The sequence below is a fragment of the Amycolatopsis lurida genome (assembly GCF_900105055.1).
Taxonomy (GTDB): Bacteria; Actinomycetota; Actinomycetes; order Mycobacteriales; family Pseudonocardiaceae; genus Amycolatopsis; species Amycolatopsis lurida.
The window spans coordinates 515,591-537,225 of record NZ_FNTA01000003.1 but is presented as its reverse complement, the minus strand read 5'-3'; the positions used below and the strand labels follow the sequence as shown (position 1 = coordinate 537,225).

The following is a 21,635-nucleotide window of genomic DNA, read 5'->3' as shown; positions in this document are numbered from 1 at the left end:
GAACTGTCGGTGGGGTATGGAACCCTGACGAAGTGGTCAATAGCCCTTCTCAGACCCCGGCCGAGGCCTACGCGGCCTCCCAGCGCCGTGCTCGATACCCCCAGCTGACCCGCTTCGCGGCGGAATCGTCGTTCGAGTTCGACGACTTCCAGGTCCGCGGCTGCGAGGCGCTCGAAGACGGTCACGGGGTGCTCGTCTGCGCGCCGACCGGCGCCGGGAAGACCGTGGTCGGCGAGTTCGCGGTGCATCTCGCTCTCGCCGAGGGCCGCAAATGCTTCTACACGACACCCATCAAGGCGTTGTCGAACCAGAAGTACGCCGATCTCGTCGGCCGCTACGGCGCCGACGTCGTCGGCCTGCTGACCGGCGACACTTCGATCAATGGCAACGCGCAGGTCGTGGTCATGACCACCGAGGTCCTCCGCAACATGCTCTACGCCGGATCCTCGACCATCGGCGAACTCGCGTACGTGGTGATGGACGAGGTCCACTACCTCGCCGACCGGTTCCGCGGCGCGGTCTGGGAAGAGGTCATCCTCCACCTGCCCGAACACGTCCGGGTCGTCGGCCTCTCGGCCACGGTGAGCAACGCCGAGGAGTTCGGCGAATGGCTCGTCGAGGTCCGCGGCGACACCACCGTCGTCGTCGACGAACACCGTCCGGTGCCGCTGTGGCAGCACATGCTGGTCGGCAACCGCCTGATGGACCTGTTCGCCGGCCAGGAGGAACACGCTCCGGGTGCCGAACTGCGGATCAACCCCAGCCTGCTTCGCCGTACCGAGGAGATCGGCGGGCGTTTCGCCCCGGCCGGGCTGCGCGGGCCGAGAGGACGGCGAGGGGCGCCGTCACGGATGCCGCGATACCGGCCGCCGTCCCGCACCGAGACGGTCGAGCGGCTGGACAACGCGGGTCTGCTTCCCGCCATCGTGTTCATCTTCTCCCGCGCCGGTTGTGACGCCGCCGTCGGTCAGTGCGTCCGGTCGGGCTTGCGGCTCAACGGCCCCGAGGAGGTCGAGAAGGTCCGTCGCATCGTCGCCGAGCGGACCAAGGACCTCCCCGAGGGCGACCTCGGTGTCCTAGGGTTCTGGGAGTGGCGGGAGGCGCTCGAGCGCGGTATCGCCGGGCACCACGCCGGGCTGCTCCCGGCGTTCAAGGAGACCGTCGAGGAGCTGTTCGTCCAGGGCCTCGTGAAGGTCGTCTTCGCCACCGAGACGCTCGCGCTCGGCATCAACATGCCCGCGCGGACCGTCGTGCTGGAACGGCTCGTGAAGTACAACGGCGAGGCGCACGTCGACCTGACGCCGGGGGAGTACACGCAGCTCACCGGGCGGGCCGGACGGCGTGGGATCGACGTCGAAGGTCACGCCGTCGTCGCCTGGCAGCCGGGGATCGACCCGAAGCAGGTCGGCGGGCTGGCCTCGACCAGGACGTATCCGCTGCGGTCGTCCTTCCGGCCCGGCTACAACATGGCGGTGAACCTGGTCGCCCAGGTCGGCGCCGAAGAGGCCCGTGGCCTGCTGGAACAGTCGTTCGCGCAGTTTCAGGCCGACCGGTCGGTGGTCGGGACGGCGCGGCGGATCGAGCGGAACAAGGAAGCCCTGCGTGGCTACACCTCGGCCATCACCGGCGATTTCGACCAGATGCTGGAGTACGTCGAACTGCGGGCGAAGATCTCCGCCCGGGAGAAGGCGCTCTCTCGTCAGAACACCTCCGCCCGCCGTGCGGGAACCGCCGAATCGCTGGAGAAGCTCCGCAAGGGCGACGTCATCGCCGTGCCCGCCGGACGGCGCGCGGGGCTGGCGGTCGTCGTCGACCCGGGGCTCGACCCGATCCGCGAACCGCGGCCCGTGGTGGTCACCGAGGACCGCTGGTCCGGGCCGCTCTCGGTCTCCGACTTCCCGTCGCCGGTCGAGGCGCTGGGGAACATCAAGCTGCCGAAGCACATCGAGCTGCGCTCGCCCAAGACCCGGCGGGATATCGCTTCGAGCCTGCGCAACGCGGGGATCTCCTTGCCTGGCAGGCAAAAGCGTCGCGCGGGGGCCAATGAGGACGGTGAGCTGGCGGCGCTGCGCCGGGCACTGCGCGCACATCCGTGCCACGGCCTCGCCGAACGCGAGGCGAACCTGCGCTGGGTCGAGCGGTACCAGCGGCTCACGGCCGAGACCGAGCAACTGGAACGCAAGGTCGCGGCGACCACGCACTCGCTCGCGCGGGCCTTCGACCGCATCCTGCGGCTGCTCGGCGAACGCGGATACCTCGGCCCCGAGTCGAAGGGCGACGGCGAAGACCGCGTCACCGAACACGGCAAGCGGCTCACCCGGCTTTACAGCGAGTCCGATCTGCTCGCCGCCGAGTGCATCCGGCACGGCGTCTGGAAGGGACTGGCGCCCGCCGAACTCGCCGCCGTCGTCTCGACACTGGTCTTCGAGGCACGCCGGGACACCGCGGGGGAGCCTCGCCTGCCCGCGGGCAAGGTGCTCGACGCCTGGCAGGCGACCACGCGGCTGTGGATCGAGCTCACCGACGACGAACGGCGCCACAAGCTGGACCGCACCCGTGAACCAGACGCCGGCTTCGCCTGGCCCATCTACCGGTGGGCGCGCGGCGAATCGCTGGAGAAGGTCCTCACCGCCGCCGAAGCGAACGGGCAGGAACTGTCGGCCGGTGACTTCGTGCGCTGGTCGCGGCAGGTCATCGACCTGCTGGACCAGATCCGAGACGTCCTCGGGAAGGCGGATCCGGTCGGAGCGGCGGCCTCGGACGCGGTGAAGGCCTTGCGGCGCGGTGTGGTGGCGGCCGGCGGCGCGTGACCGGCTTCGTATGACTTGCGGCGGGCCCCGGCCGCGCGTGTGTCGTCCATCCAGACACGCGTGTCGTCCGTCCGGTCACGCGTGTCGTCCGTCGGATCACGCGAACCCGCCGGTTCGGCCAAGCCCTCGTCGGCGGCAAGGACAGTTCTAGCCGTCCATACCACTCGCGAGACCCGGCTGCCGCCCTTCAGGCCGTGCCGCTGTGTCTTCTGGGGCTGGTGGTGTTGCCGGGGCCGCGGGTAGGCCGGTCGGGTAAGTCCGTGACAGCCTCCTTGCCTGCCTTCAGGGTAGGCAAGGAGGCCTTCACGGACCTGCGACCCACGCCTCCACCTCCCGTAGGTACCCAAGACACGGTCGGCTCTGACCGTCCTTGCCACACACGAGACGTTGGGCTGACCGGCCGAGTGCCACGCCGCCGGTGTGAGCACGGTCGCGGCGAGTTACCCCGACACCGGCCTGGAACAGTGGGCAGGGGCGCCGACCTGTGGTTGGATCGCCCACGACGGCCATGCAGGTCGGCCGGTGACGATGGCGGAACAGGCGGAGGCGAACGATGAGCACGCCGTATGGCGGCAACGACCCGCAGCAGCAGCCCCAATGGGGGCAGCAGCCGGGCTACGGGCAACAGCCGGGCGGCACTCAACCGCCGAGCGGCCCGCAGCAGCAACCGCAGTGGGGCCAGCAGCCGCAGTACGACCCATCGCAGACCCAGCAGCAACAGCCTCAGTGGGGTCAGCAGCCCGCCCCCTACGACCCGTCCCAGCAGCAGCCTGGCTACCCGCAGCAGCAGGACCCGTCGCAGACCCAGCAACAGCAGCCGCAGTGGGGCCAGCAACCGCAGTACGGCCAGCAGCCGGGATATCCGCAGAGCGGGCCCCAGCAGCAGCCCGGCTACCCGCAGAGCGGCCCGCAGCAGCAGTCGCAGTACGGGCAGCAGCAGCCCGGCCAGTACGACTACGGCCAGAGCCAGTTCCCGGGCAACCAGGGCGAGGCACAGGACAAGCCGAAGTCCAAGAAGGGCCTGTTCATCGGGATCGGCGCGCTCGTGGTGATCATCGCCGCGGTCGGCATCCTCGGTTTCGTCACGCCGGGCTGGTTCAACACCCAGGTGTTCAACAACACGCAGATGCAGACCGACGTGCAGAAGCTGCTCACCGAGACCTACGGGATCAAGGAGATCAGCGCGGTCACTTGCCCCTCCGGCCAGGAGGTCAAGGACGGCGTGAAGTTCACCTGCACCGCCACGATCGAGGGCAAGCCGCAGGAGGTGCCGATCACCGTGAAGGGTGACACCGGCAACTACGAGGTCTCGCCGCCCGCCACCAAATAAACGGCGGGCGCCTGGCGCGGTCGATCCTGCATGATCGGGTCATGAGCGACTTCTCAGTGCGGCGGCTGCGGTCCGACGAGGAACGGGCCGCGACCGATTTGTTCAGGCGCGCGTTGCACGCCAAGGAGATGACCGACGAGGAATGGTCGGCCATCGCCCCGTCGATGCAGCCGGATCGCGGATTCGGCGCGTTCGACCAGGAGCTGATCGGCACCCTCCGGTCCTTCGATTCGGAGGTGACGCTGCCCGGCGGCGGCACCACGCCGCTCGCCGCGGTCAGCCTGGTCGGCGTCCGCGCCGACCGGATCCGCCGCGGCGTACTGACCGGCTTGATGCGCGCTCAGTTCGAGGATTTCGCCGCCCGGGGCGTTCCCGCGGCGATGCTGCACGCGTCCGAAGGCGCCATCTACGGCAGGTTCGGCTACGGCGTCGCCGTGCGGGCGAAATCGATCGAGGTCGACAGGCACCGTGCCCGCTTCCGGCCCGAGGCACCCACCGGCGGCGAGATCTCCTTGCTGGATCTGGAAAGCACCGTCGAGCAGTGGCCGTCGCTCTTCGACGCGCTCCCGCGCACCCGGCCGGGGATGATCGCGCGGAGCCCACATCTGTGGCCGGGCTACGAACGGGAGCTGCGCCGGGCGACCACACCGGTCACGACCGCCGTGCATCGCGGTCAGGACGGGGTCGACGGCTATGTCACCTACACCGTCGAGAGGGCTCATTTCGGTGCTCCGACGTTCCTGAAGATCCAGTCGTTCCACTACGCGAGTCCCGACGCGTTCGCGGGGTTGTGGCGCTACCTGATCTCCGTGGACCTGGTCGACCTCATCACCGCCGAGAAGCGGCCGCTCGACGAGCCGGTCGAGTTGCTGTTCACCGACCCGCGGCACGTGACCGTGCAGAAGATCCAGGACGAAGGCTGGCTCCGGCTGGTCGACGTCGCGAGGATGCTCGACGCGCGCACGTACCGGGGTGAGCCGGTCGTCGTCGAGGTCACGGATCCCTTCCTGGAGCACAACTCCGGTCGCTACCGCCTGTCCGAGGACGGCGCCGTCCGCACCACCGATCCGGCGGATCTCGAACTGCGTGCCGATACCTTGTCGATGGTGTACCTCGGCGGCTGGCGCCCCTCGGATCTCGCGGCCGTCGGACGGGTCCGTGCCACCGGCGCGGCCGCACTGGAACGTGCGGACCTGCTGTTCGGCACGCGGGTCAACCCCTGGTGCGGTACCTTCTTCTGACGTTGGATGATCACACCGGTGGGGGTGCAGAAGCTTGAGCAGGCGAGCCGTCGCGACGGTCGGTCTGTGTTGTGCCGCTTTCGCGACGCTGGCGGCGTGTTCGGACACCCCGGCGCCCGCGCCGGCGACGAAGACCGTCACGGTCCCGCCGACGACGAGCGCTTCGGCGAGCACGCCCGCCACGTCGGGCGGTTCGTCCTCCTCCGCTCCGGGCAGAGTCTTCGACCCGCGGACCATGCAGGCGGACGTGCGGAAGATCCTCACCGAGACCTACCAGGTGCGAGAAGTCGGGGACGTCCTCTGTCCGGCGAACCAGACCGTCAAGGACGGCAGCACGTTCACCTGCACCGTCCAGGTCGGCGGGGAGGGCAAGACCGTCACGATCACGGTCACCGGGGACGACGGCCGCTACGAGGTCGGCGCGCCCGCCTGAAAACGGGTTGGGTTCGCCAGGCCTGAGCGGCAGGATCGGCGGTATGAGCGAATTCTCTGTGCGTGCCGTGGCCGAAGGCGAACAGAGGGCGTGTCTCGACGTCCTGTCCGAGTCCTTGCACGGCAAGCCCGCCACGGACGAGGTCTGGGCGAAGATGGCCCCGTCCTGGCTCGCCGCCGGGAAGTTCGCCGCGTTCGACGACCACGGCACCCCGGTGGGCATCACCAGTTCGTTCGAGGTGGAGCTGACCGTCCCGGGTGGACAGAAGCTCGTCACGGCCGCCGTCGACGGTGTCGGCGTCCGCGCCGACTGGACCCGCCGCGGGATCCTCACCTCGATGATGGCCGTGCAGCTGGAAGACCTCGCGGCGCGTGGCGTCCCGCTGGCCGCACTGCATGCTTCGGAGGCGGTGATCTACGGCCGCTTCGGTTACGGCGCGGCCACTTTTTGCCGAGGCGTGTCCGTCGAACGCCCACGCGCCCAGCTGCGCGACGGCGTGGGGCGGGACGGCGTGGTCAGGTTCGTCACCCCGGCCGAAGCCGTGGAGCGCGTTCCCGCGTTGTACAACCGCTTCGGGGGAACACGGCCGGGTTTCGTCTCGAGGCCCGCCGGCTGGTGGCCGGGCTTCTTCGACCGAGTGGTCACCGGAAACGACGGCTATCGCGTGGCCGTCCACAGTGGACCGGATGGGGACGACGGTTTCGTCGTCTACCAGACCATCGACACTCGGGATCGGCAAGCGCCGGAGCGGGGCGCGCTCCTGGACATCCGGGAACTCCATGCCGCCACGCCGCAGGCCTGGGCGGGACTGTGGCGCTTTCTGCTCTCGATCGACCTGGTGTCGGCCGTCGCCGGCCGCGGCCGCCCGCTGGACGAGCCGCTCGCCGAACTGGTCACCGATCCGCGTGCGGTGAACACCACCGAGGTCATCGACGATCTGTGGCTGCGCCTCGTCGACGTCCTCGCGGCGCTGCGGGCACGGTCCTATGGCACCGCCGAGCCCGTAGTGCTCGAAGTGCACGACAAGCAGCTTCCGGACAACGACGGCCGTTACCTCGTCGGCCCGGACGGCGTGGAACGAACGACCGCCGAGGCCGATCTCCGGCTGGACGTCGCCACCCTGTCGTCGTTGTACCTCGGCCACGGTCTGTTCGGCGATCTGGCCCTGTCCGGCCGGGTCGAGGTGCTGAACGAGACAGCGGTCGCCCGTGCCGACGCCCTGTTCCACACCGCGCGCACGCCGTGGTGCGGGACGTTCTTCTAGCGCACCCCGGCTCGTGAGTGGTAAGGACGGTTAGAACCGTCCTTACCACTCACGAGGGATTGCGGCGAGGTTTGATCCGCACCTGCGGCAGCGTGGGTGCGGGCAGCCACGCGGTGGTGCCCTGATAGCCCTCCACCTGACCGAACCGGTCCGCCTGTGCCTGCCAAGCCTCGCGGTATTCGGCGATCTCCTCGTGGCTGCGGCCCACGAAGTTCCACCACATGACGAGTTCCTCGGTGAACGGGGTCCCGCCGAGCAGGAGCACTCGAGCGGGTTCGGCGCCGGAGTTCGCCAGTTCGAGCCGTCCGGCGCCGGGCGCGAGGTAGGCGAGTTCGCCGGTGGCCAACGTGGCTCCGGCGACGGTGACGGAGCCGATGTCCTGCAGAACACCGTGCTCGAAGGCCGGGTCGACGTCGAGGGCCAAGGTCGCCCCGGGCGCCACGGTGAGTTCGGCGCCGAGCAGGGGAGTGAACGCCGGGACCGGTGACGTGGTCCCGGCGAGACTGCCGAGAAAGACCCGGGCGGTCGCGCCGGACAGTTCGAGCAGCGGTGGCGCGTAATGCCGGAAGTCCCGTGCCGTGTCGCGATATGCGTCCGGCAGCGCGATCCAGAGCTGGACACCGTGCAGGACCGCGGCGTCCGGTGTGGACACTTCTGAATGCGCGATGCCGTGCCCGGCGGTCATCAGGTTCAGCTCACCGGGCCGCACCATGGCCCGGGTGCCGATGCTGTCGCGGTGCTCGATCTCGCCGCTGAACAGCCAGCTCGCGGTCTGCAGTCCGGTGTGCGGATGCGGCGCGACGTCCATCCCGCCGGACTGCGAAACGTCCTGCGGGCCGTAATGGTCGGCGAAACACCAGGCCCCGATCAGGGACCGTCGGCGCTGGGGGAGTGTCCGCCGGACTCGGATGGCGCGCGGGCCTCCGAGCGGGACGTCGCGCGGGGTCAGCACGGTGACGCCTTCACCCGGCTGTTCGGAGCACAGCAGCTCGGCCGGGTCGGCCTCGGTGTTGCTCATGACTTCGGGAGCGCGGCCAGCAGGCGCTCCACCGAACGGCCGAGATTCCAGCGCTCCGCGAGTTCCGCGACCTTGTCCGGATCGGCGGGCTCGGACGGGACGAGGTCAGGACGGGACTGTTCGACCGGCGCGTCGGCGGCGACGCGGACGACGGTCGGGGCGACCGCCAGGTAGTCGGCGGCGTCGGTCAGCCGGAGTCGCGTCTTGAGCGGCACCCGCGAGTCGCCGGCGTTGGAGGCCTCGATCAGCTCCTGGAGCGAACCGAACTGGGTGATCAGCTTCGCCGCCGTCTTCTCACCGATCCCGGCGACGCCGGGCAATCCGTCCGACGGGTCTCCGCGCAGCGCCGCCATGTCGGCGTAGCCGGGGCCGGCGTTCCCGGCCGGGATGCCGTACTTTTCCGCGATCTCCTCCGGGCCGAGGATTTCGGCCTTGTTCCAGCCCTTGCCGACGTAGATGACCACCGTGGACGTCGGTTCATGGCGGACCAGCTGGAAAAGGTCGCGGTCGCCGGTGATGACCTCGACGGGGGACTCCTGCTCGCGGATCGCGAGCGCGCCGATGACGTCGTCGGCCTCGTACCCGGCCGCCTCGGCCGTCGCGATCCCGAAGGCCTCCAGCAGTTCCAGGATGATCGGCACTTGCGGCGTCAGTGTCTCCGGCACCTCTTCGACGTCGCTGCCTTCCGGGACCTCTTCGGCCACCCGGTGCGCCTTGTAGCTGGGCAGCAGATCGGTGCGGAACTTCGGCCGCCAGTCCGCGTCGAGGCAAGCCACGAGCCGGGAAGGCCGCCGGTCGACGAGGATCCGCGCGACGGTGTCGGTGAACCCGCGCACCGCGTTGACCGGTGTCCCGTCGGGGGCGGTCATCGAATCGGGCAGTGCGTAGAACGAGCGGAAGTAGAGGCTCGCGGAATCGAGGAGAGCGAGTGGTCCGGTCACGCGGACAGCCTGCCATGTCGCGCCCCGGATGTCCGTGAAGGACCCGACCCCCAGCCGGGTCCTCCACGGACAGGTCAGGCCGCGTAGGGCCGCACCCGGCGTGCGTCACGGAGGGCGTTGGCCCACCAGTTCAGTTGATTCAGCAGCGTGGTCGCCGCGGCGGAGGCGCCTTCGAAGTCGTCGTGTTCGCCGTCCGGGTCGAAGTGGTTCCAGGCGTAGGGGAAGCTCACGGTCTCGCGGATCGTCGCCGCGTGAAGTTCGGCGAAGACCGGGCGCAGATGCTCGACCGCGCGCAGACCGCCCGAGATCCCGCCATAGGACACGAAGGCGACCGGTTTCCCGTGCCATTCGGGGCCGGTGGCGTCGAGCGCGGTCTTGAGCGGGCCGGGGTAGCTGTGGTTGTACTCGGGGACGATCACGACGACGGCGTCCGCGGCGGCGACGCCGGGGGAGAGATCGCCGGGGGCTTCGGCCAGGTCGATGACGGACAGGGTGACGTCGTCGCGCTGTTTGGCGCGGTCGAGGAACCAGTTCGCGACGACGGGAGCGAAACGGCCTTCGCGGACGCTGCTGATCACGACGGCGAGGTGGTAAGGCGAGTTCGTTGTCATGCCCAAGACCGTAAAACCTGTACTTAACTTGAAGTCAAACTCCAGAATCGCCGAATATCAGGGCCTAACCGCAGAGAACTCTTTGCAAAGAACTCTCTGCGGTCTTAGGGTGATGTGCATGGGGAAGAGCGAGAGATATCTCGCGCGGGTCGACGGCCGCATTTTGCGGGCGCTGTCGCATCCACTGCGCGTCAAGATCCTGGAGTTGCTGCGAGAGGACGGTCCGGCGACGGCGTCCGGACTGGCGAAACGGGTGGGGGAGAGTTCCGGGACCACGAGCTGGCATCTTCGCCAGCTGGCCGAATCCGGGCTGATCGCCGAGGACACCGAACGCGGCAGCCGACGCGACAGGTGGTGGAAGGCCGTGCACGAGGGGGATCAAATGCAGGCCAGGGACTTCATCGACGATCCCGATCTCGCCGGTCCGTTCAACGCCTACGCGCACACGATGATCGAGCGGCGCTACGCCGCCGAAGCACAGTTCGTCGCCGAAGTGCGGGACTGGGCCGACGAGTGGATCGACAAGGTGAGCTTCCACGATTCGCCGCTCTCGCTGACCCCGGACGAGGCCGCCGCGTTGAGCGACGAAATCCTCGACGTGATCGGGCGCTACCGGCGTCCGGAGAAGGACGGCGACACCCAGGTCCGCGTGCACTGGGCGGCCTTCCCGAGGAAATCCCGGCCGGAGACGCTATGAGCCGGACGCCGCTGGGGGCCTTGGTCGTGGCTTCGGGGATCTCCTCGGCCGGGGTGATGATGACGTTGCTCGCGATTCCCTGGTTCGTGCTGCAGAGCACGGGCAGCGGCACCAAGACCGGCCTGGTCACCGCGGCCGAAGTGCTGGGCCTGATGGTCGCCGCGTTGCTGGGCGGGCCGATCGTGGACCGCGACGGCACGCGCCGGGCCAGCGTCGGCGCGGACCTCCTGACCACCGTCACGGTGCTCCTGATCCCGCTCGCGATGGGCACGACAGGGCTCAGCCTGCCCGGCCTGATCGCGCTGTCGTTCGTGATGGGCGTGTCCCGCGGTCCCGCCGACACGGCGAAGCAGGTGCTGCTCCCCGGCGTCGCCGAACTTGGCGGTATCGGCGTGAGCCGGGCGGCGAGTGCCGTCGAAGCGGCGATGAGGACCGGCCGGATGGCGGGTGGCCCCGCCGCCGGCGCGCTGATCGCGCTGATCGGTCCGGTGCCGGTGCTGTTCGTCGACGCGGGCGCGCTCCTGCTGTCCTCGGCACTGGTGTTCGCGCTGATCCCGGCCGCGGCCGGGCCGCCGCGTCCGCCGACGGGCGGATACCTCAAGCAACTGCGCGAAGGGCTCGGGTACGTCAAACGCGACGCGGTACTGCGCGCGGTCGTCGGCATGCTGATGCTCACCAACAGTCTCGACTTCGGGCTGCTCGGCGTCCTGTATCCGGCGTACGGCGATCAGGTCCTGCACAGCACCGCGCTCATCGGCGCGATGATCACCGCGGTCGCCGCGGGCGCTCTGCTCGGTTCGGCGATCTACGGCTGGATCGGCCACCGGTTCTCCCGGCGGACGGCGATCCTCGTCGCCGTCGCGATCGAAGGCGCGCCGCGTTTCGCCTTGCTCGCGCTGGAACCCGCGCCGCCGGTCCTGCTCGCCGGGCTCGTGGTCGCCGGGATCGGGGCGGGCGCGCTGAATCCGATCGTGCTCCCGGCGATCTACGAACGGGTCCCGGAAGCCGTCCGCGGCCGGGTGCTCAGCCTTCTCGTCGGCGGGGTACTCGCCGCGATGCCGCTCGGTTCGATGGCGGCCGGGTTGCTGCTGGACGGGATCGGCCTCGTCGGCGCGCTCGCCGTCTTCGGCGGTCTGTACCTGATCGCCGGCACCTTCCCGGCGATCTTCCGGGTCTGGCGCGGGCTCGACGATCCCTCCCCGATCGGGGGTGACCGGCCGGTGAGCCAAGGGGCGCGGACCGACTAGGCTCGCCATCATGTCGCGCCGTTCCCTTCACAACCCAGCCCCCGACGCCGCCAGCCTCCGCGCCCGCCTCGACCGGGCCCGCGCCGCCGCGGCCGCCGCCGACACCGACGCCCTGCTGATCGCACCCGGCTCGGACCTGCGCTACCTCATCGGCCAGGCCGGGGGCTCCTTCGAACGGCTGACCACGCTGGTGATCCCGGCCGACGGCGTCCCAGCGCTGGTGCTGCCGAAACTGGAGGCCCCCGGCTACGCCGACGTCCCCGCCGACGAACTCGGTATCGAGATCGTCACCTGGGTCGACGGGGACAACGCGTACGAACTGGTCGCCGACAGGCTGGGCAAGCCAGGCCGCGTGGCGGTCAGCGACTTCACCCCGGCGCTGCACGTGCTCTCCTTCCGGGGCGCGCTCGGCGACGCGGAGCAGACACTGGCCGGACCGATCGTGCGCGAACTGCGGATGCGCAAGGACGCCGCCGAGATCCAGGCGCTGCGCGACGCGGGTGCCGCCATCGACCGCGTACACGCCCGCGTGCACGAATGGCTGCGTCCCGGCCGCACCGAGGCCGAGGTCGGCGCGGACATCACCGCCGCGATCGTCGAAGAGGGCCACACCCACGCCGACTTCGTGATCGTCGGCTCGGGCCCCAACGGCGCCAGCCCGCACCACGACGTCTCCGAGCGGGTCATCGAGCGCGGCGACGTCGTCGTGGTCGACATCGGCGGCCCGATCGCCGAGGGCTACAACTCCGACTCCACTCGCACGTACGCGGTGGGTGAGCCGCGCGACGCCGACGTCGCCGAGACCTACGCCGTCCTGCAGCGGGCGCAAAAGGCCGCCGTCGACGCCGTCCGTCCTGGCGTCACCGCCGAGTCGATCGACGCCGCCGCGCGCGACATCATCGCCGAGGCGGGGTACGGCGAGTACTTCATCCACCGCACTGGTCACGGCATCGGCCTCGACGTGCACGAAGAGCCCTACATCATCAAGGGCAACGCGCTGCCGCTCGAACCGGGCATGGCCTTCAGCGTCGAACCCGGCATCTACCAGCCCGGCCGCTGGGGTGCCCGCATCGAGGACATCGTCGTGGTCACCGAGAACGGCGTCGAGTCGGTCAACCGGCGCCCGCACGACCTGATCGTGCTCGACGCATGACCGGTTCCCTGGAGCCGCTGGATCAGGCCATCGTGCAGGAGCTGGCCGCGGACGGACGGCGCAGTTTCACCGATCTGGCGGAGCGGGTCGGGCTTTCGGTGTCGGCGGTGCACCAGCGGGTGCGCCGCCTGGAGCAGCGCGGGGTCATCCTCGGGTACACCGCGCGGCTCGACGGCGAGCAGATCGGCCTGCCGCTCACGGCGCTGATCTCGCTGACGCCGAACGATCCGGCCGCCCCGGACGACTACCCGCAGCGTCTGGAGCACATCAAGGAGATCGAGTCCTGCTACTCGGTCGCCGGGGACGAGTCGTACATCCTCCTGGTCCGGGTGGCTTCGCCGCTCGGACTGGAGGATCTGCTTCGCCGTATCCGGGAGTCCGCCAAGGTCTCGACCCGGACCACGGTGGTGCTGTCGACGCCGTTCGAGGGCCGCTCGCCCACCCTGTGAGATGAGAAAAGGGTGGGCTTGCGCGGCGCTGGTACGATAAAAGGTATGGCAACACGTAAGGTCACTCTTTCACTCGACAGTGGTGCGCTCGAGTTCGCCGAGCGGGCCGCGAAGGCACACGGGATCTCGGTCTCGTCGTGGTTGTCCAAAGCGGCCCGCAGGGAGGCCGTCCGCACCGGATACACCCCGCAGCGCGCCCCGGTCGAACCGTCCGCCGTATCGGACGAGGCCGAGCTGACCGCCGCGGAGAAGGATCTGCGTGCACAGGGGTGAAGTCTGGACGTACCACCCCCCGACCGAACCGGCACGGCAGCGCACCGTCGTCCTGCTGTCCTCGGACGGGGTGAACGAATCCGAGCGGCCGTGGCTGCTCGGCACCGAACTGCTGGACCGTGATCCGCAGGACATCCTCGGCGTCGCCGTCGACGCGCGGTACTGGGTTTCCACGTTGAACCTCACGCGCCTGTACCGGCCGTGGTTCGACGAGAAGATCGCGGAGATCGACCAAGAGGTCCAGGAGCGCATCGACATCGCGTTGCGCGCCGCACTCGACCTCTAGCGTGCGATCACCTCGGGCGCGGCGTGCAGTTTGCCGTCGGGGCCGGAGAGGCACGACGCGTTGCCGCCGCGGGCGGCGAGGAACTCGTTGAGGCAGTTCGCGATCTGCGCGTGGCCGTTCGCGTTGGGGTGGAACGACTCCTGCAACGCGTGGCTCGCGCGGTCCGCCTGGCCGAGGTCACGCAGCTGCAGCGTCAGCCTGCTGAACCACTCGTTCGCCGGGTCGCTGCTGCACGCCTCGTGCCCGGCGCCCGCCCGCGAAAGGTCCAGGAACCGCGCGCTGGTCGCCCTCGACGCCTGCTTGAGCCCGTCCGACAGGACGGAGACGCCGTCGCGGCGCATCCACTCCAGGTCCTCGGTGCGGAACGGGCAGCCGTTGAGGCTGCGCAGGGCCTCCGGGATCTGGGGGCCGACAGGCGAGGCGTACGACATCAGCACGAGCTGGTAGTCCGCCGGGACGTAACCGGCCTGCGCCAGCACCTTCTTCACGTCGGCGACGGCGTTGGTCACCTTCGGCACCATGGCGTCCACTTGGGACTTCCACGTGGTGCGAAGAGCCGCGCTGCACGGCGGGTTCTGCGGGGAGAACCAGGCCTTGAAGCATTCGTTGACCTGCGCCGAGAACTTGGGCTCGTCGTTCGCGCCGATCGCGATCACCACCGCCGCGACCCGATGGTCCTTGATCAGGTTCGCGAGCTGCTGGGCCTGAGAGGGCTCGGTCCACTGCTTGGCTTCGCCGAGGGCGATCTGCTCCGACGGCGCCCCCGAACACGCGAGGTTCACCCGCGCGGTGACATCGGGGATCTTGATCTGCTCGACGAAGGCGTTGGGGGAACGGTGGCACCAGTTGCCGCCCTGCCCGTTGGTCGCAGGCGTGTAGTCGCCCGCGCCCTCGCCGGAAACGGTGCTGTCGCCGATGGAGACGACCGTCAGCGGCCCCGTCCCCGGTGGGCCTTGGCGCGGGGACGGCTGCCCTGGGCGGCTTTCCGACCCGGTAAAGGCAATGAACCCGACGAGAACCACCACGAACGTGAGCGCCAGAGCACCCCACCACCACCGGAAACGTCGCATCGTCACCGGATTCTACGGACACGTGGCCCGACAGGGTGATCATGGCGGTGTGACGGTCGCGATGCCCACCAGCGGAGCCGGCCGCTGGGGAGCCCTTGAGCCGTTCCGCCGCGCTATCGAGTCAGCCGACCCAGCGCTGGATCGCGATGTCGAGCAGCTTGCGTGCCTGGTCGGCGGAGGCATCGGCCCAGGCGATGATCCCGTCCGGGCGCACGAAGAGGCTCGGCTGCGAAGCATCGGGATCCGACACGTGGACGATCCGTTCCTCCCGGCCTCCTACAGCGTCGGCGTACCGGCCATCGGCTGAGCGGTCCACGAGCACGAAGAGCCCGTCGTGAGCGTGGTCGGCGAGCCGGGTCCCGGACTTCAGATCGACATCCCCGGCGATCGAGCCGACCGGGGCGGTGGTGTCGTCGGCGACGTCGTACCGCTGAAGGATCCCCGAGGAGAGCGCGACCATCCGGTCGGTCGCGCCGGGAACGGCGAACAGTTCGTCGCCGACGACCTTCCGCAGCTGAGCGGTCCGTTCGTCACCGCGCATCAGCGCGACCTGAGCCCGTGTCCAGTCCAGGACCCACGCGCCGATCGGATGCCGTTCGGAGTGATAGGTGTCGAGCAGTCCCGCCGGCGCGTGGCCCTGGATGGTCGCGGCGAGTTTCCAGCCCAGGTTGACCGCGTCGCCGAGGCCGAGGTTGAGGCCTTGTGCGCTGAACGGTGAGTGCACGTGCGCGGCGTCGCCGGCGAGGAACACCCTGCCGCGACGGTAGGTGCTCGCCTGGCGCGCGTTGTCGGACCATCGGGTCGCCCGTCCCCGCAGTCGGGTGATCGTGACCGGGATGCCGGTGACGTCGCGCACCGCGCTCTGCAGTTCTTCGAGGGTGACCGGCGCGTCCTTGTCTTCGGGCCGGGGCGCGAACCTGGCGACGAGAACGCGTCCCGGCACCGGTCCGTAGGTGTAGATGCCGCGAGGCGTCCAGTTCCAGCCGCGGCGCAGTTCGCTCGCGTCTTCGAAATCCGCGATGGCCTGATACCCCACCATTTCCGGGCCGGTGCCCGCGAAATCGACCCCGAGCCGCTTGCGGATGACGCTTCGCCCGCCGTCGGCGGCCACGACCCACCCGGCGGCGAAATCACCCGCGTCGGTCTCGACGACCACATCGGCATCGTCGTCGAGACCGGACCCGGTGCTCCGCAGACCCCGTACCTCGACACCGCGGCGGATCTCGACGCCCAGCTTGGCGCAGTGCTCGCCGAGCAGGAGTTCGAGATCGTGCTGGGGAACCAGGATGCCGTTGGCCACAGCGGTATGCGCCGCCAGCACCGGATCGTCCTGGTCGACGAGGTCGTGCCGGAACATGATCCCGGCGAAATGCCCCAGGACCGGGAATCGCCGGGACGCCCTGCCCGCGGCGTCGGTCAGTTCGCGCACGGTCCGGTTCGAACGTCCGCCGGTGAAGGTGCCGGCTTCGGCCAGGCGACGGCGTTGTACTTCCTCCGCGGCGGGCAACAGCCCGCGCCGATCCAGGATCTCGGCGCTGGCGACGTTGATCGAACCGGACTTGATCGTCGGATCCGGTTCCTCGAGCCGCTCCAGCACGGTCACCGGCACTCCTCGCAAGGCCAGCTCGCTCGCGAGGAACAGGCCGGTGGGCCCCGCGCCGACCACGATCACGTCCATCTTGTTCACGACCACTCCAAGCTTTACTCGGTAAGGTTACTCGGTAAGCTTAATGAGTAAAGGTAGAGTTGTCACATGGCGAAGCGAGGAGACCGGGGCGGCTCGAAGACACGGGCGCATATCGCCGCTGTCGCGACGGAGCTTTTCGTGGAGCGCGGTTTCGAAGACGTCACGGTCGCCGAGATCGGCGCCGCCGCAGGCGTCTCGAAGGTGACCGTGTTCTCGCACTTCGAGCGCAAGGAGGACCTCGCGCTCGACCGGCTGCCCGACGCCGTCGGCATCGCCCGGGCCGTGGTCCGCGAGCGGCCGAATGGCGTGGGGGTCGTCGAAGCGTTTCGCCGGGCGGGCATCGCGCTCGCGGAGGAACAGCACCCGCTGTCGGGGCTCAGTCAGGCTGGTGAGCCGCTCGCGCGCACCGTCGCCGGGTCTCGCGCGCTCATTTCACGGCTGCGCGAGTTCGAGCACGAGATCGAGGCGGAACTGACCGATGAGCTCGAGAGCGATCCCCGGTTCTCGGGTGACAGTGAACTGGTCGCCGCGCTGATCGTCGCAGCCTACCGCGTCGTCGCCGTGGCGACGACGCGGCGACGGCTTGCCGGCGACGACCTCACCGCCGTCGTCGCCGCGCACCGCGACCGGCTGGACCGCGCTTTCACCGCGCTGTCCGAGGTTTTCCCGAGCTGACGCCGCCTCATCCGGTGGCGGGACGACCGTCCACCCTGGACGCGAGGACCGCCGCGCCGGGCCCGGACAGCTCGTCAAATGCCGCTGCCCGACCGGCGATCGACAGCAGGAGTGCCTCCCCGGCGCCGCGGACTTCCGGCCCGGATCCGGCCGACCAGCCGACGTCCGTGGCGACGAGCCGGAGCCCGCGCGCCCGCTTGCGCGCCTTGATCGGCGGGGCGTAGCGCGCGAAAGCCAGGGCGTGACGCAACCGTTCCGGCGGCACCTCGCGGGGAAACCCCAGTGGACGCCGGATGTCCTGGTGATGGAGGATCCCGTCGAGCAGCGCCACCCGTCCACCGAACGCCGAGGTCAGGCCGCGCGGTTCGAGGTGGTCCTCGAACCGCGCGATCAGCTCTTCCGGTGTCCGGCCGGGATTCCGTGCGACACCGAGCGCGTTCATCCGGTTCAGCCGCAGCCCGCCGCGGACGGCCTGGCCTGCCAGATCAAGGAACCGCTGGGCGTCGTAGTCGACGACGTGGGCGACCACCTGCCGGACCGTCCACTCCGAACACAACGTCGGCGCGTCCCAGTGCTCGGGGGACAGCGTTCGCAGGAACGCGGCGAAGTCGGCACGTTCGTCCCGGGCGAGTCGCGCTACAGAGTCCACCAGCGGCCTCCTAGGGTCATTCGTAGTCGAGCCACCCGCAAACGTAGTAGTTCGTGTCCTCGTTCCGCTCGACATACCAGGAATAGACGACGTCGCCCGCGAGTTCGCCGTTGCGCGCGTTCCGCTGCGTGACCTTGGCCTGGACCGTCACGAACTCCTGTCCCGGCGGGACGGAGTACGGCAGCATCTCCCAGCGCTCGACGTAGTGCCCGTGGAGTTCGAACCCCAGGAGCGTCGCCCGCAGCCTCGGGCAGGTTCCGCTGCGCAACGCGGTCATGTCGTGATTGGCGAGTCCGTTCATGTAGACCTGGAACACCCGGTCGATCGCGGCGGGTTCGAGACCCGGTGCGGATGACGTCGAGGGTGCCGTGGGCGTCACGGTCAGGGTCTGTGTCTCGGTCGGGGGAGCGGAGTCCGAGGTGGACGTCGCGGATGCGGCGTCGGGACGCGGGATCGTGAACCCGCTTCGGCACGCCGGGAGAGCCGTGCCGAGGCCGATCAGGAGGACGCCCGCCAGGACGCGCGAAGTCAGAGGTCTCACGCCGCTGACGTTATGGAGCCTTCATGAAATTCGCATGAAAGGCGCCGGACGGCCGGTTTGGTGTGACTGGATGGACGACACGCGTGACTGGATGGACGACACGCGGCTCGGCGGGTTCCTCAGCAGTTCTCCAGGAAGTGCCGCAGCACTCGCGTGCCGAATCGCAGGCCCTCGACCGGGACGCGCTCGTCCACACCGTGCGCCATCGCGCGGTACGGGAAGCCTTCCGGCAGCCACAACGGCGCGAAGCCGTAGCAGTCGATCCCCAGCGGGCTGAACGCCTTCGCGTCCGTACCGCCGCCCATGCAGTAGGGAACGACGACGGCTTCGGGGTCTTGCGAGCGCAGCGCGTCCGCCATCGCGTCGAACCACGGCGAATCCACCGGAGCCTGGACCGGCGGCTGGTGCGCGACGAACTCGCGGGTGACGCCCTCGCCGAGCATCGCGTCGAGCTCGGCGAACAGGTCCGGTTCGGTGCCGGGGAGGACGCGGACGTCGACCTGGGCCTCGGCCGAGGTCGGGATGACGTTCACCTTGTAGCCGGCGTCGAGCATGGTCGGCGTCGTGCTGTTGCGGACGGTCGGCACCACCAGCGCCCCGGCGGGCCCGAGCCGCGCGATCGTTCCGTCCACATCGGACAGATCGATCGGGACGCCGAGCGCTTCCCCGGTGCGTTCCAGGAACGCTTGCACCGTCGGAGTCAGCTGGACCGGCCAGCGGTGCGCGGCGATCTTGCCGAGCGCGGTGACCAGCCGGGTGACCGCGTTCTCGTCGTTGGGGCGTGATCCGTGGCCCGCGCGGCCCTTGGCGGTCAGGCGCAGATGGGCCGTTCCGCGTTCGGCCGTCGCGACCGGGTAGAGCCGCACGGTCCGGCCGTCGGCGGCGGGGACGTGGTAGGTGTACGCGCCCGACTCGCTGATCGCGGCCGCGCAGCCGTCGAACAGGTCCCGGTGCGTCGCGGCGAGCCAGTGCGCCCCGTACTCGCCCTTGTCCTCCTCGTCGGCCACGAACGCCAGGACGATGTCCCGACGTGGCCGGACACCCGTGGCGAGGGCGGCGAGCACCATCGCGCAGAAGTCCTTCATGTCGACCGCGCCGCGGCCCCAGAGGAAACCGTCGCGGATCTCGCCCGAGAACGGATCCACCGACCAGTCGGCGGCGTCGGCCGGGACGACGTCGAGGTGTCCCTGTACGAGTAGCGCGGGCAAGCTCGGGTCGGTGCCGGGCACGCGGGCGATCACGTTGGCGCGGCGGGGCGCGGACTCGATGATCTTCGAGCCGATCCCGAGTCCCGAAAGCAGCGACGCGACGTACTCGGCCGCCTCACGCTCGCCCTCGGCGTCCCCGTCGCCGCGGTTCGTGGTGTCGAACCGGATCAGCCGCGAACAGACTTCGACGACATCGAGCTCAGCGTCGATTCGGGAACCCGCGTCCGCGATCGCGTCGCCAGGGCGCACCTTTTCACTGCTCGGCACGTTACGGTCGGGAAGTTCGCCCCGCGTTTCGAGCTCAGCCATAGATACCCTGCACCGCCCCGGCCGCGATCGCCGTGACGATCTTGAACGCCTTCATCGCTTCGGTCATGTCCGGCGCGTCGAAGCCGACCCGCCGCACGCCGATCTGTTCCACCGTCGGGATCACCGCCGCGGCCTGCGCGAGGTGGCTCGCGTCGAACTCGACCTCGATCCGGTGCGGCGTGGTGAACCGCTCGACCCGGCCCGCCCGGTTCATCGAGTCCGCCGCGGCCGAGCTCAGCAGTTCGGCGGTCCTCGCGGGCGGCAGGCAGATCGCGGCGTAGCGGCTGACGCATTCCTTCACCGTGACCAGTTCGGCTTCCGGCGCGTAGTCCTGGGCGTCGTCGCAGGCCTTGTCGTCACCGGAGACGACGAGCACCGGGACGCCGTATTCGGCGGCCATCGCGGCGTTCAGCCTGCCTTCGCTGGCGGGGACGTCGTCGAGCCACACGCCGGTGATCTGGTTCTCCAGGTACGTGTGGGACAGGACGCCGTCGAATCCCGCGCCGGCGTGGTAGCCGAGGAAGACGACGCCGTCCACGCCGGTGTCGATCCCCTGCATCATCGAGAGCGGCTTGTGCCTGCCGGTGAGCATGCGCGCCCGGCCGTCGAGGTCTTCGAGCAGGAGGTTCCGCTGGGACGAATGCGCCTCGTTGACCAGCACGTCGGTGGCGCCGGAGTCGAACAGACCCGCGATGGTGGCGTTGACGTCACCGGTGAACAGGCGGCGGAATCGTTGCCACTGCTCGGTACCGGGGATGACGTCCTCGGTCCAGGTGACGCCGGTGGCGCCCTCCATGTCCGCCGAGATCATGATGCGCATGCGGGGCACCCTAGCCGAGGCTCTTTGCCCTCGCCGCCGGGATCAGGGCCAGGAACCGGAACGCGGATACACCGCCCAGGCGCGCTCCCAGGCCGCGGCACGCTGCCGGTCGAGCACCAGCCGGACGACCCGGTGGACCAGGACGAGCGCGGCGACCACGGCGAACCAGAGCCAGAGGCCGACGAGTACGGAATCGAACACCGCCGTCGACGCGTTCCTCGGGGCCGCGGTGAGCTCGCCGCGGGCGTCGATCCAGATCGGCACGGCCGATCCGGCTGGGCTGCCCGGCGTCGCGAGGACACCACCGGTGTGCCGCGCCCCGCGCGAGTCGGTCCAGGTCGCCTGAGTGGTGGAGTTGTCGGTCCCGACGCTCTCGCTGTCGACGATGCGGACGGGCGCGGCCGTCAGCAGATACGCGGTGGCGGGTGTGCGTCCGGTCGCGTCGGCGGCGGCCGCGGCGACCTGCCTGCCGTGGTTGGCCGAGCCGGCGGCGGCCGCGACCGGGATGGCGAGCACCGCCGCGAAGATGACGAGCTTGAGTACCAGGGCTTCGAACCGGTCGGAGCCGCGGGCCAGCGAATTGCGACCAGGAAAGAGCCGCCGCGCGAACCGGGCGATCGGACCGCTGGACCCGTGCACGAGGAACCCCATTCCCTCAGACCGCGAAAACCTCCGGCTTCGATTCTCGGTCACCGGGGCGCCGCTGTCGCGGTATGGGGACACAGACCACTCTGTGAACCCGTACACAACCTTTAATTCGTTTTACCCGTCCGCGTTCCCCCGCTACCGTCTTCGGCATGGGGATTTTCTTCACTCTGTGATTCTCGCCTTCGACGCGGCCCTGGCGTAGAGCCTTCGCTCCGCCGGGCCGCGTCCTTCCGCATGGTCTCTTCTTCCCCCTTGCGAGAATCAGGAGGACGCCC

Annotated in this window: 22 protein-coding genes; 12 read left to right on the top strand and 10 right to left on the bottom strand. The window is 69.7% G+C overall.

All coding sequences use genetic code 11. From position 1 onward, the window contains the following. Positions 1 to 32 precede the first annotated feature (32 nt). The 5 genes from BLW75_RS04840 (at position 33) to BLW75_RS04820 (ending at position 7,078) form a co-directional block, all read left to right on the top strand. Positions 33 to 2,810, top strand: coding sequence for a DEAD/DEAH box helicase (locus BLW75_RS04840; RefSeq protein WP_034306670.1), 2,778 nt, complete (start codon positions 33 to 35; stop codon positions 2,808 to 2,810). A gap of 553 nt (positions 2,811 to 3,363) precedes the next feature. Beyond that, positions 3,364 to 4,140 (top strand): DUF4333 domain-containing protein, encoded by a 777-nt coding sequence (locus tag BLW75_RS04835; RefSeq protein ID WP_034306672.1) that lies wholly within the window; start codon positions 3,364 to 3,366, stop codon positions 4,138 to 4,140. A 41-nt stretch (positions 4,141 to 4,181) separates the two neighbouring features. Continuing rightward, complete coding sequence (locus BLW75_RS04830) at positions 4,182 to 5,381, top strand: GNAT family N-acetyltransferase (protein WP_034306675.1); 1,200 nt, start codon at positions 4,182 to 4,184, stop codon at positions 5,379 to 5,381. A 34-nt stretch (positions 5,382 to 5,415) separates the two neighbouring features. Beyond that, on the top strand, positions 5,416 to 5,814 hold the full coding sequence (locus tag BLW75_RS04825) for a DUF4333 domain-containing protein (RefSeq protein WP_091596799.1): 399 nt from the start codon (positions 5,416 to 5,418) through the stop codon (positions 5,812 to 5,814). Positions 5,815 to 5,857: 43 nt separating this feature from the next. Further along, a complete protein-coding gene (locus BLW75_RS04820) occupies positions 5,858 to 7,078 on the top strand; it encodes a GNAT family N-acetyltransferase (protein WP_034306677.1) in 1,221 nt (406 codons plus the stop codon). A 49-nt stretch (positions 7,079 to 7,127) separates the two neighbouring features. Here the strand turns inward: BLW75_RS04820 and BLW75_RS04815 are convergent, their stop codons facing one another. From BLW75_RS04815 to BLW75_RS04805, 3 genes are all read right to left on the bottom strand, one after another. After that, the gene (locus BLW75_RS04815) at positions 7,128 to 8,096 is read right to left on the bottom strand and encodes a pirin family protein (protein ID WP_034306680.1); all 969 of its coding nucleotides are present in this window, start codon (positions 8,094 to 8,096) and stop codon (positions 7,128 to 7,130) included. Then, positions 8,093 to 9,037, bottom strand: coding sequence for a 5'-3' exonuclease (locus BLW75_RS04810; protein WP_034306683.1), 945 nt, complete (start codon positions 9,035 to 9,037; stop codon positions 8,093 to 8,095). Before BLW75_RS04810 ends, BLW75_RS04815 begins: the two co-directional genes overlap by 4 nt. Before the next feature lie 74 nt (positions 9,038 to 9,111). Continuing rightward, positions 9,112 to 9,648 (bottom strand): NADPH-dependent FMN reductase, encoded by a 537-nt coding sequence (locus BLW75_RS04805; RefSeq protein WP_034306685.1) that lies wholly within the window; start codon positions 9,646 to 9,648, stop codon positions 9,112 to 9,114. A gap of 118 nt (positions 9,649 to 9,766) precedes the next feature. On the opposite strand from BLW75_RS04805, the gene BLW75_RS04800 reads away from it, so the two are divergent. Genes BLW75_RS04800 through BLW75_RS04775 form a run of 6 tightly spaced genes read left to right on the top strand, consistent with a single transcriptional unit; the run spans position 9,767 to position 13,753 of the window. Continuing rightward, entirely contained in the window at positions 9,767 to 10,345 is a 579-nt protein-coding gene (locus BLW75_RS04800) for an ArsR/SmtB family transcription factor (protein ID WP_034306687.1), read from the top strand. Then, positions 10,342 to 11,592: an MFS transporter gene (locus BLW75_RS04795; RefSeq protein ID WP_034306688.1), complete on the top strand. Its 1,251-nt coding sequence runs from the start codon at positions 10,342 to 10,344 to the stop codon at positions 11,590 to 11,592. Before BLW75_RS04800 ends, BLW75_RS04795 begins: the two co-directional genes overlap by 4 nt. A gap of 10 nt (positions 11,593 to 11,602) precedes the next feature. Beyond that, complete coding sequence (locus tag BLW75_RS04790) at positions 11,603 to 12,745, top strand: M24 family metallopeptidase (protein ID WP_034306691.1); 1,143 nt, start codon at positions 11,603 to 11,605, stop codon at positions 12,743 to 12,745. Further along, a complete protein-coding gene (locus BLW75_RS04785; protein ID WP_016334198.1) occupies positions 12,742 to 13,194 on the top strand; it encodes an Lrp/AsnC family transcriptional regulator in 453 nt (150 codons plus the stop codon). The genes BLW75_RS04790 and BLW75_RS04785 overlap by 4 nt, the downstream gene beginning before the upstream one ends. Before the next feature lie 45 nt (positions 13,195 to 13,239). Further along, complete coding sequence (locus BLW75_RS04780) at positions 13,240 to 13,467, top strand: hypothetical protein (RefSeq protein ID WP_034306693.1); 228 nt, start codon at positions 13,240 to 13,242, stop codon at positions 13,465 to 13,467. Next, positions 13,454 to 13,753, top strand: a complete 300-nt coding sequence (locus BLW75_RS04775) for a hypothetical protein (protein WP_005150941.1) — start codon at positions 13,454 to 13,456, stop codon at positions 13,751 to 13,753. Before BLW75_RS04780 ends, BLW75_RS04775 begins: the two co-directional genes overlap by 14 nt. On the opposite strand, the gene BLW75_RS04770 is transcribed toward BLW75_RS04775, so the two are convergent. Together BLW75_RS04770 and BLW75_RS04765 are read right to left on the bottom strand one after the other, a co-directional pair. After that, the gene (locus BLW75_RS04770; RefSeq protein ID WP_091596893.1) at positions 13,750 to 14,823 is read right to left on the bottom strand and encodes a GDSL-type esterase/lipase family protein; all 1,074 of its coding nucleotides are present in this window, start codon (positions 14,821 to 14,823) and stop codon (positions 13,750 to 13,752) included. The two genes, BLW75_RS04775 and BLW75_RS04770, sit on opposite strands and share 4 nt — an antisense overlap. A 121-nt stretch (positions 14,824 to 14,944) precedes the next feature. Continuing rightward, positions 14,945 to 16,501 (bottom strand): FAD-dependent oxidoreductase, encoded by a 1,557-nt coding sequence (locus tag BLW75_RS04765; protein WP_034306887.1) that lies wholly within the window; start codon positions 16,499 to 16,501, stop codon positions 14,945 to 14,947. A 75-nt stretch (positions 16,502 to 16,576) separates the two neighbouring features. Between BLW75_RS04765 and BLW75_RS04760 the strand changes: the two genes are divergently transcribed. After that, entirely contained in the window at positions 16,577 to 17,185 is a 609-nt protein-coding gene (locus tag BLW75_RS04760) for a TetR/AcrR family transcriptional regulator (protein WP_034306695.1), read from the top strand. Between the two features lie 7 nt (positions 17,186 to 17,192). Here BLW75_RS04760 and BLW75_RS04755 read toward each other — a convergent pair whose 3' ends face one another. From BLW75_RS04755 to BLW75_RS04735, 5 genes are all read right to left on the bottom strand, one after another. Continuing rightward, positions 17,193 to 17,834, bottom strand: coding sequence for a maleylpyruvate isomerase family mycothiol-dependent enzyme (locus tag BLW75_RS04755; RefSeq protein WP_034306698.1), 642 nt, complete (start codon positions 17,832 to 17,834; stop codon positions 17,193 to 17,195). 16 nt (positions 17,835 to 17,850) lie between these two features. Then, positions 17,851 to 18,375: a hypothetical protein gene (locus tag BLW75_RS04750; protein WP_241783307.1), complete on the bottom strand. Its 525-nt coding sequence runs from the start codon at positions 18,373 to 18,375 to the stop codon at positions 17,851 to 17,853. Between the two features lie 119 nt (positions 18,376 to 18,494). Continuing rightward, positions 18,495 to 19,892: a M20/M25/M40 family metallo-hydrolase gene (locus tag BLW75_RS04745; RefSeq protein WP_241783309.1), complete on the bottom strand. Its 1,398-nt coding sequence runs from the start codon at positions 19,890 to 19,892 to the stop codon at positions 18,495 to 18,497. Next, positions 19,885 to 20,712, bottom strand: coding sequence for a M55 family metallopeptidase (locus tag BLW75_RS04740; RefSeq protein ID WP_034306700.1), 828 nt, complete (start codon positions 20,710 to 20,712; stop codon positions 19,885 to 19,887). The genes BLW75_RS04745 and BLW75_RS04740 overlap by 8 nt, the downstream gene beginning before the upstream one ends. Positions 20,713 to 20,754: 42 nt before the next feature. Beyond that, entirely contained in the window at positions 20,755 to 21,363 is a 609-nt protein-coding gene (locus BLW75_RS04735; RefSeq protein ID WP_034306702.1) for an Rv1733c family protein, read from the bottom strand. Positions 21,364 to 21,635 lie beyond the last annotated feature (272 nt).